At 71.5% G+C, this 17,502-nt stretch carries 18 protein-coding genes; 15 read left to right on the top strand and 3 right to left on the bottom strand.

Annotated features, from left to right (window positions below):
• Positions 1–293 precede the first annotated feature (293 nt).
• The 13 genes from VG276_17330 (at position 294) to VG276_17270 (ending at position 13,926) form a co-directional block, all read left to right on the top strand.
• Entirely contained in the window at positions 294–833 is a 540-nt protein-coding gene (locus VG276_17330; GenBank protein HEV8651096.1) for a DUF192 domain-containing protein, read from the top strand.
• Between the two features lie 214 nt (positions 834–1,047).
• Positions 1,048–2,961 carry a molecular chaperone DnaK gene (dnaK, locus tag VG276_17325; protein HEV8651095.1) on the top strand — a complete coding sequence of 638 codons (1,914 nt, stop codon included), beginning with the start codon at positions 1,048–1,050 and terminating at the stop codon, positions 2,959–2,961.
• Between the two features lie 118 nt (positions 2,962–3,079).
• Positions 3,080–3,577, top strand: coding sequence for an Hsp20/alpha crystallin family protein (locus VG276_17320; protein HEV8651094.1), 498 nt, complete (start codon positions 3,080–3,082; stop codon positions 3,575–3,577).
• A 138-nt stretch (positions 3,578–3,715) separates the two neighbouring features.
• Entirely contained in the window at positions 3,716–4,519 is an 804-nt protein-coding gene (gene grpE, locus VG276_17315) for a nucleotide exchange factor GrpE (GenBank protein HEV8651093.1), read from the top strand.
• A 74-nt stretch (positions 4,520–4,593) separates the two neighbouring features.
• Positions 4,594–5,742 (top strand): molecular chaperone DnaJ, encoded by a 1,149-nt coding sequence (gene dnaJ, locus VG276_17310; GenBank protein HEV8651092.1) that lies wholly within the window; start codon positions 4,594–4,596, stop codon positions 5,740–5,742.
• A gap of 27 nt (positions 5,743–5,769) precedes the next feature.
• On the top strand, positions 5,770–6,195 hold the full coding sequence (locus VG276_17305) for a MerR family transcriptional regulator (protein HEV8651091.1): 426 nt from the start codon (positions 5,770–5,772) through the stop codon (positions 6,193–6,195).
• Positions 6,196–6,400: 205 nt separating this feature from the next.
• The gene (gene clpB, locus VG276_17300; protein ID HEV8651090.1) at positions 6,401–9,076 is read left to right on the top strand and encodes an ATP-dependent chaperone ClpB; all 2,676 of its coding nucleotides are present in this window, start codon (positions 6,401–6,403) and stop codon (positions 9,074–9,076) included.
• Between the two features lie 119 nt (positions 9,077–9,195).
• Positions 9,196–9,969 (top strand): amino acid ABC transporter ATP-binding protein, encoded by a 774-nt coding sequence (locus VG276_17295; protein ID HEV8651089.1) that lies wholly within the window; start codon positions 9,196–9,198, stop codon positions 9,967–9,969.
• Between the two features lie 46 nt (positions 9,970–10,015).
• Positions 10,016–10,879, top strand: a complete 864-nt coding sequence (locus VG276_17290; protein ID HEV8651088.1) for a glutamate ABC transporter substrate-binding protein — start codon at positions 10,016–10,018, stop codon at positions 10,877–10,879.
• Between the two features lie 72 nt (positions 10,880–10,951).
• On the top strand, positions 10,952–11,596 hold the full coding sequence (locus VG276_17285; GenBank protein ID HEV8651087.1) for an amino acid ABC transporter permease: 645 nt from the start codon (positions 10,952–10,954) through the stop codon (positions 11,594–11,596).
• Positions 11,597–11,642: 46 nt separating this feature from the next.
• Complete coding sequence (locus VG276_17280) at positions 11,643–12,536, top strand: amino acid ABC transporter permease (GenBank protein HEV8651086.1); 894 nt, start codon at positions 11,643–11,645, stop codon at positions 12,534–12,536.
• A 62-nt stretch (positions 12,537–12,598) separates the two neighbouring features.
• The gene (locus tag VG276_17275; protein HEV8651085.1) at positions 12,599–12,889 is read left to right on the top strand and encodes a hypothetical protein; all 291 of its coding nucleotides are present in this window, start codon (positions 12,599–12,601) and stop codon (positions 12,887–12,889) included.
• 242 nt (positions 12,890–13,131) lie between these two features.
• Complete coding sequence (locus VG276_17270; GenBank protein ID HEV8651084.1) at positions 13,132–13,926, top strand: nuclease-related domain-containing protein; 795 nt, start codon at positions 13,132–13,134, stop codon at positions 13,924–13,926.
• A gap of 119 nt (positions 13,927–14,045) precedes the next feature.
• Here VG276_17270 and VG276_17265 read toward each other — a convergent pair whose 3' ends face one another.
• From VG276_17265 to mscL, 3 genes are all read right to left on the bottom strand, one after another.
• Positions 14,046–15,215 (bottom strand): geranylgeranyl reductase family protein, encoded by a 1,170-nt coding sequence (locus tag VG276_17265; protein ID HEV8651083.1) that lies wholly within the window; start codon positions 15,213–15,215, stop codon positions 14,046–14,048.
• 141 nt (positions 15,216–15,356) lie between these two features.
• Positions 15,357–15,677 (bottom strand): RNA polymerase-binding protein RbpA, encoded by a 321-nt coding sequence (locus VG276_17260; GenBank protein ID HEV8651082.1) that lies wholly within the window; start codon positions 15,675–15,677, stop codon positions 15,357–15,359.
• 149 nt (positions 15,678–15,826) lie between these two features.
• On the bottom strand, positions 15,827–16,270 hold the full coding sequence (gene mscL / locus VG276_17255) for a large conductance mechanosensitive channel protein MscL (GenBank protein ID HEV8651081.1): 444 nt from the start codon (positions 16,268–16,270) through the stop codon (positions 15,827–15,829).
• Positions 16,271–16,663: 393 nt separating this feature from the next.
• On the opposite strand from mscL, the gene VG276_17250 reads away from it, so the two are divergent.
• The gene (locus tag VG276_17250) at positions 16,664–17,047 is read left to right on the top strand and encodes a cupredoxin domain-containing protein (GenBank protein ID HEV8651080.1); all 384 of its coding nucleotides are present in this window, start codon (positions 16,664–16,666) and stop codon (positions 17,045–17,047) included.
• A 10-nt stretch (positions 17,048–17,057) separates the two neighbouring features.
• Positions 17,058–17,498, top strand: a complete 441-nt coding sequence (locus VG276_17245) for a DUF6529 family protein (GenBank protein ID HEV8651079.1) — start codon at positions 17,058–17,060, stop codon at positions 17,496–17,498.
• The last annotated feature ends 4 nt before the right edge of the window (positions 17,499–17,502 follow it).

Below are 17,502 nucleotides of genomic sequence, written 5' to 3'. Positions count from 1 at the left end.
ACGAGCGACCCGCGGGCCAGCCACGCCCGCGCGGACGAAGCTTACCGCTCGGTAACAACGGTTGGCCGCAAGCAAGCGGGCAACGGACCTGCGAAGTGGCCGGTTGCCGGCGAGGAGCGTGCCGCCCCGCGCGGGATCCCAGGAGCGGGCCGCGCCGCCCGGGAGCCCAGGGCCGGGCCGTCGCCGCGCGCGGAGCCCAGGGCCGGGCCGCGCCGCCCGGGAGCCCAGGGCCGGGCCGTCGCCGCCACCTCCGTCGCCGCCGCCACGCGTGGCTGGGCAGTAGGCTGGCCGGCATGGAACGGGTCCGGGGCCGGCTCCCCCTGCTGCTGGCCGGCGTGCTGCTGCTGGCCGGCGCCGGGATGGTGGTCGTGCTGGCCCGCTCGACCGGGCGGCCGGCCACGCAGGGCACGCCCCCGTCCGGAGGGCAGCCGGTCGTGGCCGAGTACCTGCTGCGCGGCGAGGGGCGCCCAGCGGTGGCGGTGCGGCTCGAGGTCGCGGCCAGCCCGGCGGCCAGGGACCGCGGCCTCATGGGGCGGACCCGGGTGCCCGCGGGGACCGGTATGGTCTTCCTCTTCCCGGCCGACACCACGGCGGCGTTCTGGATGAAGGACACCCTCGTGCCTCTGTCGATCGCGTTCGTCGCGGGCGACGGCCGGGTGGTGGCGGTGCGGGAGATGACGCCGTGCACGGCCGACCCGTGCCCGGTGTACGGTCCGGACCACTCCTACCGGTATGCGGTCGAGCTGGCAGCCGGCGCGCTCACGGCCGCCAGGGTGCGCGAGGGGAGCCAGGTGGTCCCGCGCAACCCCGAACGCCTCCCTGTCGTGACCTAAACGACCTGGTCAGAGGCAACATAAAGTGGTTAATACCACTTGCTTGACAACCTCTGGCTCAACCTCCTATCTTGTCGAGCAAGCGGCCGGGACGGCCGGCCGCGCAAGTGTCCAGCTTCCGTGTCCCGTTCGGCACGCCGAGGCGTGCCTCCGAATCTGTGTCCCGATCGGCACGCCGAGGCGTGCCTCCGAAGCAAGTTCTTGAGGTGATGAGATGGCCAAGGCCGTTGGGATCGACCTGGGGACCACCAACTCCGTCGTCGCTGTGCTGGAGGGCGGGGAGCCCACGGTCATCCCCAATGCCGAGGGGTCGCGCACCACGCCCTCGGTGGTCGCCCTGTCCAAGACCGGCGAGGTGCTGGTCGGCGAGGTGGCAAAGCGGCAGGCGGTGACCAACCCTGACCGGACCGTCCGGTCGGTCAAGCGCCACATGGGCGAGTCGTCCTGGCGCTTCCGCGCCGACGGCAAGGAGTTCTCGCCGCAGCAGGTCAGCGCGTTCATCCTGCAGAAGCTGAAGCGGGACGCCGAGGCGTACCTGGGCGACCAGGTGGCCCAGGCGGTCATCACGGTGCCCGCCTACTTCGACGACGCGCAGCGCCAGGCCACCAAGGAGGCCGGCGAGATCGCGGGCCTGGACGTGCTTCGCATCATCAACGAGCCGACCGCCGCCTCGCTCGCCTACTCGCTCGACAAGGAGAACGACGAGACGATCCTCGTGTTCGACCTGGGCGGCGGCACCTTCGACGTGTCCCTGCTCGACATCGGCGAGGGCGTCATCGAGGTGCAGGCCACCTCGGGCGACATGCACCTGGGCGGCGACGACTGGGACCAGCGCATCGTCGAATGGCTGCTCAAGACCTTCAAGGGCAACCACGGCATCGACCTGTCCAACGACAAGATGGCGATGCAGCGCCTGAAGGAGGCGGCCGAGAAGGCCAAGATCGAGCTCTCCTCGACGCTCGAGACCACCATCAACCTGCCCTTCATCACCGCCACGCCCGAGGGCCCGCTCCACATGGAGCAGCGTCTCACCCGGGGCGAGCTCGAGCGCATGACCGAGGACCTGGTCGAGCGCTGCCGGGGCCCGTTCGACCGCGCCATCAACGACTGGAAGGCCAAGACGGGCAAGGACCTGACTGGCATCAACCACGTCGTGCTGGTCGGCGGCTCGACCCGCATGCCGATGATCACCGAGTTCGTCAGGAAGCTCACCGGCGGCAAGGACCCGCACAAGGGCGTCAACCCCGACGAGGTCGTGGCCGTGGGCGCCACCGTCCAGGCTGGCGTGCTCAAGGGCGAGGTCAAGGACATCCTGCTGCTCGACGTCACCCCGCTGTCGCTCGGGATCGAGACCAAGGGCGGCGTCATGACCAAGCTCATCGAGCGCAACACGACCATCCCGACGCGCCGCTCCGAGGTGTTCACCACCGCCGACGACGGCCAGTCCGAGGTCGACGTCAAGGTCTTCCAGGGCGAGCGCGAGATGACCTACGGCAACAAGCTGCTCGGCAACTTCCAGCTCGTCGGCATCCCGCCCGCGCCCCGGGGCGTGCCGCAGATCGAGGTCACCTTCGACATCGACGCCAACGGCATCGTCAACGTCTCGGCCAAGGACCGCGGCACCGGCAAGGAGCAGTCGATGACCATCACGGGTGGCACCTCGCTGCCCAAGGACGACATCGACCGGATGATCCGCGAAGCCGAGAGCTACGCCGAGGAGGACCGGCGCCGGCGTGAGGCCGCCGAGGCCAAGAACCGGGCTGAGCAGCTCGTCTACCAGACCGAGAAGAGCCTGAAGGACTACGGCGACAAGATCTCCGACGACGACCGCTCCACCGTCGAGCAGGCGCTGGCCACCATGAAGGAGAAGCTGACCGGCGACGACACCGTCGCGATCACCTCGGCCACCGAGGCCCTGCAGCAGGCGAGCTACAAGCTGGCCGAGGCGGTCTACGCCCAGGCCCAGCAGCCCAGCCAGGGCCAGCCCAGCCAGGGCCAGCCCGGCCCGGGCGGCTCCGCCTCCACGGGCGCGGCCGGCGACGGAGCCGCCACCGCCCAGGCCGGCGACGGCGACGTGGTCGACGCCGAGATCATCGACGAGGGCAACCAGGAGCAGAAGGGAGCCTGATCCCGGGCTCCCCTGATCCCGGGCGCGGCACAGAGGTCGGTGGACCTGGCCCGGAAGGGCCGGGCCAGGTCCGAGGTCGGGGCTGGCATGGCCCCAAGAGGGAAGAAGGAGGCATGTCATGGCCAACGTCTCGCGGTGGGACCCGTTCCAGGACCTGCTTTCGATCCAGGACGAGATGAACCAGCTCTTCGGCCGGGCCATGGGGCAGCCCTCCGGCCGGCAGGGCAGCGAGGCCAGCACCCGGATGTGGGCACCGGCGCTCGACATCTCCGAGCGCAAGGACGCCTACCTGGTCACCGTCGAGGTGCCCGGGGTCAAGGCCGAGGACCTCGAGATCACCCTCGAGGACGGCCTGCTGACCATCCAGGGTGAGCGGCAGCTCACCGCCGACTCCTCCGGGCAGCAGCAGTTCCACCGCGTCGAGCGCCGCTACGGCGCGTTCCGCCGCTCGATCACCCTGCCGAGCCGGGTGCGGGCGAACGAGATCGAGGCGTCGTTCGAGAACGGGCTGCTGCAGGTGGTCGTGCCCAAGGCCGAGGAGGCCAAGCCCAAGAAGATCGAGATCCGCCCCGGCCGCCAGCCGGTGGAGGGCGTCAGCACCAGCAGCTCGCAGTAGCAGCGCCGACCGTCGGAGCAGGTTCAGGAGAGGGGGGGCGGATGCCTCCCCTCTCCCCCACGGGAGCGGTGAGCGCGTACGCCGGCCGGGGCAACCGGGCCGGGGGCGCTCTCACCGGTCTTTGAAGGGGGACAACACGTGCAGAAGGACACCGAGCAGGAAGTGGACGACGTGACCAGGAAGAGGCTCCCGCGCGAGGAGCACCAGCGGAGCACGGCCCGGGCCGGCGGCACGGGAGCGGCGGCGGACGGGAACGGCGCCAGTGGCGCGGCTCCCGACGACGAGGTCGCGGTGGCGGCCGACCGCGCGCCGGTCTCCGGGGAGCCGGTAGCCAATGCTGCCGGAGCGGCAGCCGCTGGCAAGCCGAAGGCCAGTGACCCGCCGGCCGACGAGGAGCCGGTCGAGCCGGACCAGCGCGTCGACGCCGGGGCTGGCTCCGCCGACAAGGAGCCGGATGGCCGGACCGCCGCCGAGCAGAGCCAGACGATCGAGGCCGACCTCGCCGGCGTCCGTGCCGAGGCGGTCGGCTACCTCAACGACCTGCGCCGGCTGCAGGCGGAGTTCGACAACTACCGCAAACGGATGCTGCGCGAGCAGACGGCGCGGATGGCCTCCGCCTCCCAGGCGCTCGTCTCCAGGCTGCTGCCCGTGCTGGACAACTTCGAGCTCGCCATCTCCCACGCCGAGCAGTCTCGGGACTTCGACCGCAGCATGCTCAAGGGGGTCGAGATGGTCTTCGGCGAGCTGCAGGAGGTGCTCCGCGGCGAGGGGCTCTCCCGCATCGAGGCCGAGGGCAAGCCGTTCGACCCCGAGCGCCACGAGGCGGTCGTCGCGGTCGAGGAGGAGGGCGCCGAGCCGGGCACCGTGGTCGACGTCGTGCGGACGGGCTACGAGCTCCAGGGCAAGGTGCTCCGTCCCGCCATGGTGAAGGTGGCCAGATAGAGGATCCCGGGGCTTCGAGGCAGGCCCACGGGCTGGGGGCTGCAGGACGAGACCCGGAGGAAAGAGCGAAGAACGTGAACAACCCGGAGTACTTCGAGAAGGACTTCTACGCCGTGCTCGGCGTACCCAAGGACGCCTCGCCCGCCGACATCAAGAAGGCGTACCGCAAGCTCGCCCAGAAGCTGCACCCGGACGCCAGCCCCGGTGACCGCACGGCCGAGGAGCGCTTCAAGGAGGTGGGCAGGGCCTACAGCGTCCTGTCCGACCCGAAGAAGCGGGCCGAGTACGACGAGGCCCGGCGGCTGCTCGGCTCGGGCGCGTTCGGTCCCGGCAGCTTCGGCGGCGGCTTCCCGGGTGGCGGATTCCCCGGCGGCCAGCGGGTCCGGGTCGACGACCTGGGCGACTTCGGCGGTCTCGGGGGCCTGTTCGGCAACCTGTTCGGCGGTGCGGGCCGCACCCAGCAGGCGGCTCGCCGGGGCCGCGACGTCGACGCCAAGCTCACCCTCGGCTTCGAGGAGTCGGTCCGCGGCGGCACCATCTCTCTCAACCTGACCGGCCCGGCCGCCTGCTCCACCTGCCACGGGTCCGGAGCCCGGCCGGGCACCCTGCCGAAGCCATGTTCCACGTGTAACGGCCGCGGCACGGTAACCCGCGACCAGGGGCTGTTCGGACTGTCGAGCCCGTGCCCGACCTGCCAGGGCCGCGGCACCGTGATCGACGACCCCTGCCCGACCTGCCAGGGCCGCGGCACCGAGGTCCGCACCCGCACGCTCAAGGTCCGCATCCCCGCCGGCGTGAACGACAGCGCCACCATCCGGCTCAAGGGGCAGGGAGAGCCCGGCCAGGCCGGGGCGCCCGCCGGCGACGTGATCGTCAAGGTACAGGTGCAGCCGCACCCGCTGTTCGGGCGCCAGGGGCAGGACCTGACCGTCAACGTCCCAGTCACCTTCGCCGAGGCCGCCCTCGGGGCCGAGCTGAAGGTCCCGACGCTGGACGGCCCGGTGACCCTGAAGGTGCCGTCAGGAACCCAGAACGGGCGGACCTTCCGGGTCAAGGGACGTGGCGTGCCCGGCTCGCCCAACGGGCGCAGGTCCGGTGGCGACCTGCTGGTCACCGTCCAGGTCGCGGTCCCCGAGAAGCTCTCGCGCAAGGAGCGTGACCTCCTGCGCGAGTTCGCGTCGCTGTCGGACGCCACGCCGAGGGCGCACCTCGGCGTGGAGTGAGCGCAACGCTGTGAGGGGTGGAGCGCCATGGCCGATCGACCGAAGCGTCTGGACGAGCGGGCCGTCTTCGTCATCTCGGTGGCGGCCGAGCTGGCCGGCGTGCACCCGCAGACGCTGCGGATCTACGAGCGCAAGGGACTGGTCCGGCCCAAGCGGACCACGTCGAACTCGCGCCGCTACTCCGAGCGTGACATCGAGCGGCTGCGCGAGATCCAGGAGCTGACCCACAAGGGCGTCAACCTTGCCGGCGTGCAGCGGGTCATCGAGCTGACCGAGGAGATCGACCGGCTCGAGGCCCGCAACGCGCAGCTCGAGGCCGATCTCGCGCTCCAGGCCCGCCGCCACCGGCAGGAGCTGGAGAGGGTCCGCCGGGCCGCCCGGCGGGACCTGGTCCCGTACTCGTCCGCGATCGTCCGCTACGAGCCACCCGAAGAGCGACACACGATCCACTGACCGGGACTATACGGAGCTCCTACGACGTTGTACTGCCTGAACCGTACCAAACACAACTTGAACCGTGCCGAACACACTCATACGGCTTGCACCGTAGCAAACACAGTTGTACGGCCGGAACCGTAGCAAACATAACCGTACCAAACGCAGGGATTCCGTGAGGTAGCCACGGAGACGAGCACATGAGGTAGGACTGAGAGCGACAATGGATGTCAACGCGTTCACGCTGCGGGCCCAGGAGGCACTGGCGACCGCCCAGCGCACCGCACGGGCAGGCGACCACCAGCGGATCGAGCCCGAGCACCTGCTGGTCGCGCTCCTGTCGGATCCGGACGGGATCGTCTTCCCGGTCGTCCGCCGGGCCGGGGCCGACCCGGGGGCGCTGCGCGCGCGGGCCCAGGAGGCCCTCGACCGGATCCCGAAGGTCTACGGCCCGGAGCAGGACACCGCGCTGTCGCCCCAGACGGCCCGGCTGATCGAGCGGGCCCGCAAGGAGGCCTCCAGCCTCGGCGACCAGTACGTCTCCACCGAGCATCTCCTGCTCGGCCTGGCCACCGGCAGCGAGATTGACGGGCGCCCGGGGGGCGCAACGCCGAAGAGCGCCGGGCGCCCGGCGGGCGCAACGCCGAAGAGCACGGCAGCCAAGCTGCTGACCGAGGCCGGGGTGACCAGGGAGTCGATCCTGGCCGCGCTCACCGAGGTCCGGGGCTCCAAGCGGGTCACCGACCAGGACCCCGAGTCGAAGTACCAGGCGCTGGAGCGCTTCAGCCGCGACCTCACCGACCTGGCCCGCTCGGGCAGGCTCGACCCGGTGATCGGCCGCGACGACGAGGTGCGCCGGGTCGTCCAGGTGCTCAGCCGGCGGACCAAGAACAACCCGGTGCTGATCGGCGAGCCCGGCGTGGGCAAGACCGCCATCGTCGAGGGGCTGGCCCAGCGGGTCGTGGCCGGAGACGTGCCGGAGTCCCTGAAGGACAAGCGCATCGTCTCCCTCGACCTCGGCGCGATGGTGGCCGGCTCGAAGTTCCGCGGCGAGTTCGAGGAGCGGCTCAAGGCGGTCCTCGACGAGATCCGCGAGTCCGACGGTGAGGTCATCACCTTCATCGACGAACTCCACACGGTCGTCGGGGCCGGCGCGGCCGAGGGCGCCATGGACGCCGGCAACATGCTCAAGCCGATGCTGGCCCGGGGGGAGCTGCGCATGGTCGGCGCCACCACCCTCGACGAGTACCGCAAGCACATCGAGAAGGACGCGGCCCTCGAGCGCCGGTTCCAGCCGGTGTTCGTGGGCGAGCCGAGCGTGCAGGACACCATCGCCATCCTGCGCGGCCTGAAGGAGCGCTACGAGGTCCACCACGGCGTCCGCATCCAGGACTCCGCCCTGGTGGCCGCCGCGGTCCTCTCCGACCGGTACGTGACCGGCCGCTTCCTGCCCGACAAGGCGATCGACCTCGTCGACGAGGCCGCCAGCCGCCTGCGCATCGAGATCGACTCGATGCCGGTCGAGGTCGACGTGCTCGAGCGCCGCGCCAAGCAGCTCGAGATCGAGCGGGCCGCGCTCCGCAAGGAGACCGACCCCGCCTCCCAGGAGCGGCTGGCCAAGCTCGAGGAGGAGCTGGCCGGCCTGCGCGAGACCCTCGACGGGATGAAGGCGCACTGGACGGCCGAGAAGGAGGCCATCCAGACCATCCGGGACACCAAGGCCCGCATCGAGGAGGCCAAGGGCGAGCTGGACCGGGCCGAGCGGGACGCCGACCTGAACCGGGCCGCCGAGCTCCGCTACGGCGTGCTCCCCGGCCTCGAGCGCGCGCTCGGCGAGGCCAACGAGCGCCTGCTCGCGCTGCAGGGCGACCGCAAGATGCTCAAGGAGGAGGTCGACGACGAGGATGTCGCCGAGGTCGTGTCGGCCTGGACCGGCGTGCCGGTCACCCGGCTCATGCAGGGTGAGATGGCCAAGCTCCTCCGCCTCGAGGACGAGCTGCACGCGCGCGTGGTCGGCCAGGACGACGCGGTGTCGGCGGTGGCCGACGCCATCCGGCGCTCGCGGGCCGGGCTCAGCGAGCCGGGCCGCCCGATCGGGACGTTCCTGTTCCTCGGCCCCACCGGCGTCGGCAAGACCGAGCTGGCCCGCGCCCTGGCCTCGTACCTGTTCGACGACGAGCGGGCCATGGTCCGCATCGACATGAGCGAGTACGGCGAGAAGCACTCGGTCGCCCGCCTGGTCGGCGCGCCCCCCGGCTACGTCGGCTACGAGGAGGGCGGCCAGCTCACCGAGGCGGTCCGGCGCCGTCCGTACTCGGTCGTGCTGCTCGACGAGGTCGAGAAGGCCCACCCGGACGTGTTCAACGTGCTGCTGCAGGTCATGGACGACGGCCGGCTGACCGACGGCCAGGGTCGCACGGTGGACTTCTCCAACGTCGTGCTCATCATGACCTCGAACCTCGGCTCGCAGTTCCAGGCCGACGTCGTCGAGCCGGAGGAGGTGATCCGGGAGCGCGTCATGGCCGTGGTCAGGGAGGCGTTCAAGCCGGAGTTCCTGAACCGGCTGGACGAGGTCCTGGTCTTCCACCGGCTGACCCGGGAGGAGCTGGCCAGGATCGTCGACCTCCAGGTGGCCAGGCTGGCCGCCCGCCTGGCCGGGCGCCGGCTGCTGCTCGACCTGACCCCGGCCGCCCGGGCCTGGCTGACCGACCGCGGCTACGACCCGGCCTACGGGGCCCGGCCCCTGCGCCGCCTGGTCGCCAAGGCGATCGGCGACGAGCTGGCCAAGCGCCTGCTCGCGGGCGAGATCGGCGACGGCGACACCGTCACGGTCGACGCCGGCCCCACAGGGCTCGAGTTCGCCAGCAGCCGGGAGCCGGCCGCCAGCGTGGTGGCCTGAGCCGCCGGCCGCACCCCGACGCATCCGACGTCCGCCCAAGCGGGGCGGACGTCGGCGTCTTCGGGCGCGTCAGTTGCCCTCTCGATGGGGACTTCGCGGTAGTGTCAGGCATATCATCCGTGGCCAGCGGAGCGGCGAGCGAAGGCGGTGCGGTGGGAACAGAGCTCGTGACCCTCGAGAAGGTCAACAAGTCCTTTGGCCAGCTCCACGTGCTGTACGACATCGACCTCACGGTCGAGGCGGGCGAGGTCGTCGTCGTGATCGGCCCGTCCGGGTCGGGAAAGTCGACCCTGTGCCGGTGCATCAACCGGCTCGAGACGATCGACAGCGGCACGATCAAGATCGACGGGACGCCCCTGCCCGAGGAGGGCAAGCAGTTGGCCAGGCTGCGGGCCGACGTGGGCATGGTGTTCCAGTCCTTCAACCTGTTCGCCCACAAGACCGTCCTCCAGAACGTGACCCTCGGTCCCATCAAGGCCCGCAAGATGCCCAAGGCCAAGGCCGAGGCGCGCGCCCGCGAGCTGCTCGCGCGCGTGGGCATCGCCGAGAAGGCCGACCGCCACCCGGCCGAGCTGTCCGGCGGCCAGCAGCAGCGCGCGGCCATCGCGCGCGCGCTGGCCATGGACCCCAAGGTCATCCTGTTCGACGAGCCGACCTCGGCGCTCGACCCGGAGATGATCAAGGAGGTCCTCGACGTGATGATCGAGCTGGCCGAGAGCGGGATGACGATGGTGGTCGTCACCCACGAGATGGGCTTCGCCCGCTCCGCCGCCCGCCGGGTCGTCTTCATGGACGAGGGCCGCATCGTCGAGGTCACGCCGCCCGACAGGTTCTTCAGCGAGCCGGAGTCCGACCGGGCCCGCGACTTCCTCTCCAAGATCCTTGCGCACTGAACCAGTCCCCATCGACACCAGGCCCCATCGACGAGGAGGGAACGACATGCTGAGACGACGCATCGCGATCGTGGGAGTCGCGCTCGTCCTGGCCATGGCCGCCGCGGGCTGCGGCGGCGACTCGGGCTCGGGCAGCGGCGGCGAGAAGCCGTCGGTGCCGGCCGGCTCGACCATGGAGGCGATCCAGAAGAGGGGCAAGCTGATCGTCGGCACCAAGTTCGACCAGCCCCTGTTCGGCCTCAAGGGCCTGTCCGGGGAGCTCGAGGGCTTCGACACCGAGATCGCCCGGGAGATCGCCAAGGCGATCACCGGCAGCCGCGACAACATCCAGTTCATCGAGACGGTCTCCAAGAACCGCGAGCCCTTCATCCAGGAGGGCAAGGTCGACATCGTCGCGGCCACCTACACGATCAACGACAAGCGCAAGCAGGTGGTGGACTTCGCCGGGCCGTACTACATCGCCGGCCAGGACATCATGGTCAAGAGCGACGACACCTCCATCAAGGGCGTCGAGGACCTGAACGGCAAGAAGGTCTGCTCGGTCCAGGGCTCGACCTCGGAGAAGAACCTCAAGGAGAAGGCGCCGCAGGCCCAGGCCGTGCTCTTCGACACCTACTCCAAGTGCGCCGAGGCCCTGGGCGACGGGCGGGTCGCTGCGGTGACCACCGACAACGTCATCCTGCTCGGGCTGATCGACAAGAGCAGCGGGGCCTACAAGCTGGTCGGCAAGCCGTTCACCGATGAGCCGTACGGGATCGGCATGAAGAAGGGCGCGACCGACCTGCGCAACTTCGTCAACGACGAGCTCGAGAAGATGTTCCAGGACGGCCGCTGGAAGGCGGCGTTCGAGAAGACGGCGGGCAAGGTCGAGAAGAACACGCCCGAGCCGCCCAAGGTCGACCGCTACTGAGTGACCATCTGATCCGAGTGCCTGGGCGGTGGGCCCACCCGCCGCCCAGGCTCGTCACCGAGGAGGATCGGGTTGGACGTCATCACGTCCAATCTCGACGACTACGCGAGCGGCTTCTGGGTCACCATCCAGCTCGCCCTGGTGTCCTACGCGCTCGCGCTCGTCATCGGCACGGTCGTCGCCATCATGCGCGTCAGCCCGATCGCGCCGGCCCGGGCCGCCGGGCTCGCCTTCGTCGAGACCGTGCGCAACACGCCCCTCCCTGTCCTGATCGTCCTGTTCGTCTTTGGTTTCCCTAAGATCGGCATCCGCTATTCCCTGTTCGTCTCGGCGATCATCGTCTTCTCGGCCTACACCGGCGCGTTCGTCTCCGAGACGATCCGCTCGGGGATCAACTCGGTCTCCAGGGGCCAGGCCGAGGCGGCCCGCTCGATCGGGCTCACCTTCGGGCAGACCCTGAGCCAGGTGGTGCTGCCCCAGGCGTTCCGGACGGTCGTCCCCCCGCTCGCCAACCTGTTCATCGCGCTGACCAAGAACACCTCGATCGCGGCCGCGGTGGCGGTCGCGGAACTCACCTACCGGGCCGACCAGCTGAACACCGCGACCGCCCAGCCGATCCCGGTCTTCCTCGGGGCCGGGGTCGCCTACCTGATCCTCACGCTGCCGGCCGGGTTCGTCTTCGGCGCCATCGAGCGCAGGGTGGCGATCAAGCGATGAGGCGTGCGGGCGCACTCGGAACCTGGTGCAAGAGGAGGACGCGGCAATGAGCGCCAGAGGCGGCGCCGTCCTGTACGACGCGATCGGGCCGCGCGCCCGCCGCCGGATCCTGCTCGGCTCGATCGGGGCCGGCGTGGTGCTGGCCCTGCTGGTCTACGTCGCCCTGCGCCGCTTCGCCGACAACGGGCAGCTCGACGCCGAGCGCTGGGAGCTGTTCACGCACGGCGAGGTCTGGCGGTTCCTGGGCGAGGGGCTGCTCAACACCCTCAAGGCGGCCGCCCTCGCGATGGGCTTCGCGGTGATCCTCGGGGCAGTGCTCGCTCTCGGCCGGCTGGCCAGGAACAAGCCGACGAGCTGGCTGACCGGCGGTTACGTCGAGACGTTCCGGGCCGTGCCGCTGCTGCTGCTGATCTTCTTCACCGCCCGCCTGCTGCCGAAGTACGGCATCAACCTGGACGCCCTGTGGATCCTGGTGATCGCGCTGGTCGCCTACAACGGCGCCGTCCTCGGCGAGATCTTCCGCGCCGGCATCCTCTCCCTGGACAGGGGGCAGACCGAGGCGGCCTACGCGATCGGGCTGGGCTACTGGAGCGCGATGCTGTACGTGGTCATCCCGCAGGCCATCCGGCGCATGGTGCCAGCGCTGGTCAGCCAGCTCATCACCCTGCTCAAGGACACCTCGCTCGGGTTCGTGCTTCCCTACGAGGAGCTGCTCAGGCGCGCCCAGATCATCGGCGAGGTCGAGCCCAGGTCGCTCCTGCAGGGCCTGCTGGTGGCGGCCGCCATCTATGTCGCTGTCAACTTCTCGCTCTCCCGGCTCGCCCGGTGGCTCGAGGTCCGGCAGCGCCGCCGCTACCGCGCGGGCGCGGTCGAGGTCAGCGGCATCGAGGACCTGGCCGTGCTCGAGGCCCAGAGCGAGGCCGCCGCCGGCCGCCGCTAGCCCAGAGGCGGCCGGCCTCGCTGGCAGGTTCCGGGCGATGGGCCGATGCGTACAATGACCGCATGCCCGGCCGTACCTACCGCCGCTCGATCTGGCCCATCTACCCCGGGGTCGTGGGGGTCTACCTGTTCGCGATGCTCGGCTACCTCGCCGCGCTGCTCGGCTTCCGGCTGCCTGTCCACGTGCCGACCTTCGCCCGGGTGGTCCTCGAGCTCGTGGTCGTGCTCCTGGTCGTGCTGGCCCTGCGGGCGCTGTTCAAGGCCCGCAAGGCGTTCCTCCGCCTGTTCAAGGCCCAGACGCTGATCGCCTACGCCGTGTCCCTCCAGGCGATACTGCTGCTGTTGCCGAACTGACGCGGGGGTCGCCAGCCAGGCACCCGCCGGGAGGCCATCTGTCACCGGGGAAGCGAGCTCCCCTCGGCCCCGCGACAGCGCCGGTGCCATGGTCGGGCCGAGGCCGTCACGACCTCAGGCTGCCTGTGCCGCCGTAGCGGAAGGGCCGCTGACCGCCCGGTTTGCATGAGGGTCGGTAGTTGCCCTTACTATCCCCGAAATCCTCGATTCGGACTAGGCATGCGACGGGGAGGGGCGAGGCGATGCAAGTGGTGCGGCACCCCACCAGCCGGACGGCGCGGGCCGAGCACCGGCGGCTCGCCGCCGCCGCCCGGCAGTCGTGGCGCATGGCCCTGAGCCCGGCCGCAGCGTACGCCGCCGGGGTGATGCTGACCCGCGTCACCCCGGGCGGCGCGGTGATCGTGCTCGCCCTGCTGGGCGGCGCCCTCGCCGTCTGGGTCTGGAGCTCGCTGCAGCGGGGGCGTCCCGCCGTGCCGCGTGCCTGGCGCCAGGTCGCACGGGGGGAGCGCCGGACCGCGATGCTGCTCGACCGCCTCGCCGAGCACGGCTGGCAGGTCCTGCACGATCGTGCCGCGCCCGGGTGCCGAGCGGGCATCGGCCATCTCGTGATCGGCCCGACCGGCGTGTTCGTGGTCGAGTCGAAGAACCTGCGCCGGCTGCTCGACTGGCGGCCGGGGGTCGGCTGGGTCTATGGCGAGCATCCGTTGGCCTCGCTGCTCGGCCCCACCCGCTCCGCGGTGGGATCGGTCAACCAGGCGCTCACCGACGTGCTCGGCCCGCTCCGGGTGGTGGCCCGGCCGGTCTGGTGCGTGCATGGACTCTGGGTGCTCCCGCAGCGGGAGCTGATGGTCGAGGACGTGCTGCTCGTCGCCCCCCGGCGGGTCGCCCGGACCCTGGCCGGCGGTCCGGCCAGGCTGGGCCCGGACGCGGTGGCGGCCATCGCCGCTGCCGCGTCCGACCGCCTCCCACCCTCCGGCCAGCGCGCGCCGGGAGCCGGCGGCCGCCGGGCCGCCTCCGGCCGTGCGGCCCGGCGCTGACCAGGGTCGTCAGGAAGGCGAGGGCCCGCCGACGGAAGTCGAAGCCTGCCGCTTGCTCGCGGCAGTGGGTGGCGCAGTCCGTCGGTCGCGGGACCCGGCGGCTCCCTGATCACAGCTCCTCAGCGCTGGGCATCCGCGGGGTGGGGAGCGGCGGTGACGCGGGCGCGCAGGTACGCCACGGGGAGCCGCGCGAGCAGGCCGGGGGTCAGCCGGGCCTGGCCCAGGCCCATCTCGACCAGCGCGTCGAACAGTGCCGGGGACGCGCCCGAGGCGAGCATGGCCGCCGAGGCCAGGCGCTGGGAACGGATCGCCCGCGCCAGCACGGTCGAGTGCCGGAAATGGCGCCCGAGCGCCTGCGTGAGCAGCCGCCGGTAGGCGGCCGCGGGGTCCTCGGTGGCGAGCAGAGCGGCGCAGGCCGCCAGCCGTCCCGAGGCCAGCGCGTAGTAGATCCCCTCGCCGCTGAGCGGGTTGACCAGCGACGCCGCGTCGCCCGCCAGCAGCACCCGGCCCCGGCCGGGCCGGGGCCGGTGGGTGGAGAAGGGCAGGTGGTGGGCGCGGATGCTCGCCTCGTCGGGCTGCGCCTCTGGCAGCAGCCTGCGGAGCCGCTCGGACAGCTCAGCCCGGCCGCCGGTGAAGCGGCTGCGGAGCAGGCCGTAGCCGACGTTGGCCAGCCCGGTTCCGGTCGGGAACGACCAGACGTACGCCGGCCACCCGTCGGGCACCCAGCCGATGTACTGCTCGAGCGGGCCCGGCCCGGCGGGCGCGTAGCCGCGGACGGCGATGGCGAGGTCCCCCGGGGGGTTGGCGGGGACGCCGAGGAGGCGCCGCACGGCCGAGTTGGCGCCGTCGGCACCCACCAAGGCTCGCCCCGCCAGCTCGCCGTTGACCACCACGCGGCCGGGTCGCTCCTCGACCGAGCGGACGCGCTCCTGGGCGAGGACGGCACCTCCGGCCACGGCCGTCTCGACCAGGCGGGCGTCGAACACCCGGCGCGGGACCACCCGGTTGGGACGGGACGGTCGCCCTGTGACCTCATCCCCGCCAGGCGCGCGGATGCGCAGCCAGTGGATGGGCGGGTAGCCCTCGAGCGCGTGGGCAGCCCCCAGAGCGGCCAGCTCGTCGACGCCGTGGGGCGCGATGCCGTCCCCGCAGGCCTTGTCGCGGGGGAAGGCGGCCTTGTCCAGGAGCAGCACGGCGGCGCCGGGCCGGATTAGCCGTGCCTGCAAGGCGGCGGCCGCGCCAGCCGGGCCGGCGCCGACCACGATCAGGTCCCAGAGCCGGCCGTCCATCCGGCAATGCTACGGCCGCTGGCCGCTGGCCGCGCCCACGACCGCGACCGCGCCGCCCGGCACGCTGGCCGCCAGTCGCCGGCCGCGCCCACGACCGCGCCGCCCGGCACGCCGGCCGCCAGTCGCCGGACGCCGGCCTCGCTACGTCGCGGGCGCGGTGGATTCCCCGGCCTCGACCTGGCTGGCCGGCTCGGCGGGCGTGGGGCTGACCCGGGTGGCCGGCTCGGCGGGCGTGGGGCTGACCCGGGTGGCCGGCTCGGTGCTTGTGGGACTGACCCGGGTGGCAGGCTTGCCGCAGCGACAGTCCCACGTCTCGGGCACCTCGGCGTCGGCCGCGAACGGGACCGAGACCAGATGCTCTCGCGTGCACAGGTAGGTGACGACGTGGCGTGGGGCGTAGGCGCTGGACGGCGCCTGCAACCGGTCGAACTCCGCCGGGAGGCGGTACCGGCTGTCGCTCATCGCTGCTCCTTGTTCGGTGCGAAGCGGTCATGTCGGTTGGGTGATGATGCAAGTATTGCTCCTGGTGTCAACCGACGGGAAGAAGGAGGTCCCGGTCGCCGGCCGTCCGGTGCGGCGACCCGGGACGCAGGCGCGGGAGCCTCCCCGACTCAGCGCTCGGTGGCGGCTGGGCCGACCGCTCCGACCTCTGCGCTGCAGAAGGCGCAGCGGCGGGCCTGCAGCGGGATCTCGCTCAGGCACTCGGGGCACTTGCGGGTGTTGGGGTCGGGTGGCTCGCGGTGCCGGGAGAGCGACATGAGGGCGTTCACCGGCTTCATGACGAAGAAGAAGACGGCGAACGCGATCAGCAGGAACGAGATCAGGGCGTTGGTGAACAGCCCATACTGGAACTTCGACCCGTTGATGGCGAACGAGAGGCTGCTGAAGTCGGGCTCGCCGAACATCGCCGCGATGAGCGGCGTGAGCAGGCCCTTCACGAAGGACTGGACCACCTCGTTGAACGCGGCCCCGACCACGATGCCGACTGCGAGGTCGATCACGTTGCCCCGCAGCAGGAACTGCCTGAACTCGGTGCTCCAGGTCCGCACCCGCATGAACGCCTCCCGAATCCTCCACGGCCCAACCAGACCGAGCCATCGCGGCCGGTACTACCGCGGCAGCTGGCGCTTCAACCGCGCGAACCGCGCCGGAGCAGGCCTCAGCCTACGGGCAGGAGCCCGGGTAGGCGGGCGCCGCCCAGAGGCGGTCCGGAAGCTTGCCCGGAGCCTCACCCGCCTGTGGACCATGGGCGTCCGGGCGGTCAGGCCCGCCAGATCATGAGTTTTCCGACGTTGACACCGGGCGCTTGCATCCCTTAGAAGTCGTCGGGTACCGCACTCGGTGCCGGAGCGACGGTGGCTGGCACCGCCGCCAGGCGAGCGCCTTGGTGCCGGCGCCGCCGCTCGCTTGGAGACGGTTGGCACACCCGCTGGACGTGGGGGGCTGGGGTGGACGCAAGGCGCGTGGTGTGGGTCGGCATCGTCATCGGGTTCCTTGCGCTCGCCGTCGCGGGCCCGGCCGCGATGGTCAGGGAGAACCGCCCGGCCAAGCGCGCCGCGGCGTCCGCTGGCGAGGCGGTGGGCGCTGCCGCGCCGGTGGTCAGCATGGAGAACGTCGCGTTCGCGCCAGAGACGCTGACCGTCCCCCCAGGCACCGAGGTGCTGTTCGAGAACCGCGACGTCGCGCCGCACACGGTGACCGCTGAAGCCCTGGGGGTCGACTCCGGAACGATCAACCCGGGCAAGTCCTTCAAGCTCGTCGTCAGCCAGCCGCTCGACTACATCTGCACGATCCATCCGAGCATGAAGGCCAAGATCCTGCTCTCCGGGTGAAGGAGGACGCGTGGACGTCATCGGTCTGCTGAACGACCTCACCGGCAACAACCTGCTGCTGTGGAAGGTCGTCGGCTCGACCGTGGTGTTCTGCCTGGCCGGGCTGCAGGTCCTGCTCGCCGCACGGCTGTGGGGGGTGACGCCGTTCCCGTCGGTCAGCCCCGGCGCCGCGGCCCGGGCCCACCGCATCGTCGGCCGGGGGGCGGTGCTGGTGGCGGTGCTGGTCGCCGTGTCCTGCGTGGCCGGACCGGCGGGCCCCACGTCGCCGACCCGCGTGCTGCTGCACTCGGTGTTCGGGACGCTGGTGTTGGTGATCCTGGCGGCCAAGTTCGCGCTCCTGCGGGTGCTGCGGAGGGGCGACGACCTGCTGCCCTGGATCGGCACGGCCCTGTTCCTCACCTTCGCCGGCATCTGGGCGACCAGCGTGGCGGACTACGTGACAGCGAGGTAGCGGA

The organism is Actinomycetes bacterium (genome assembly GCA_036000965.1).
Lineage (GTDB): Bacteria > Actinomycetota > CALGFH01 > CALGFH01 > CALGFH01 > DASYUT01.
Note: the sequence above shows the minus strand (reverse complement) of the source record. Positions and strands in the feature narration are given on the sequence as shown.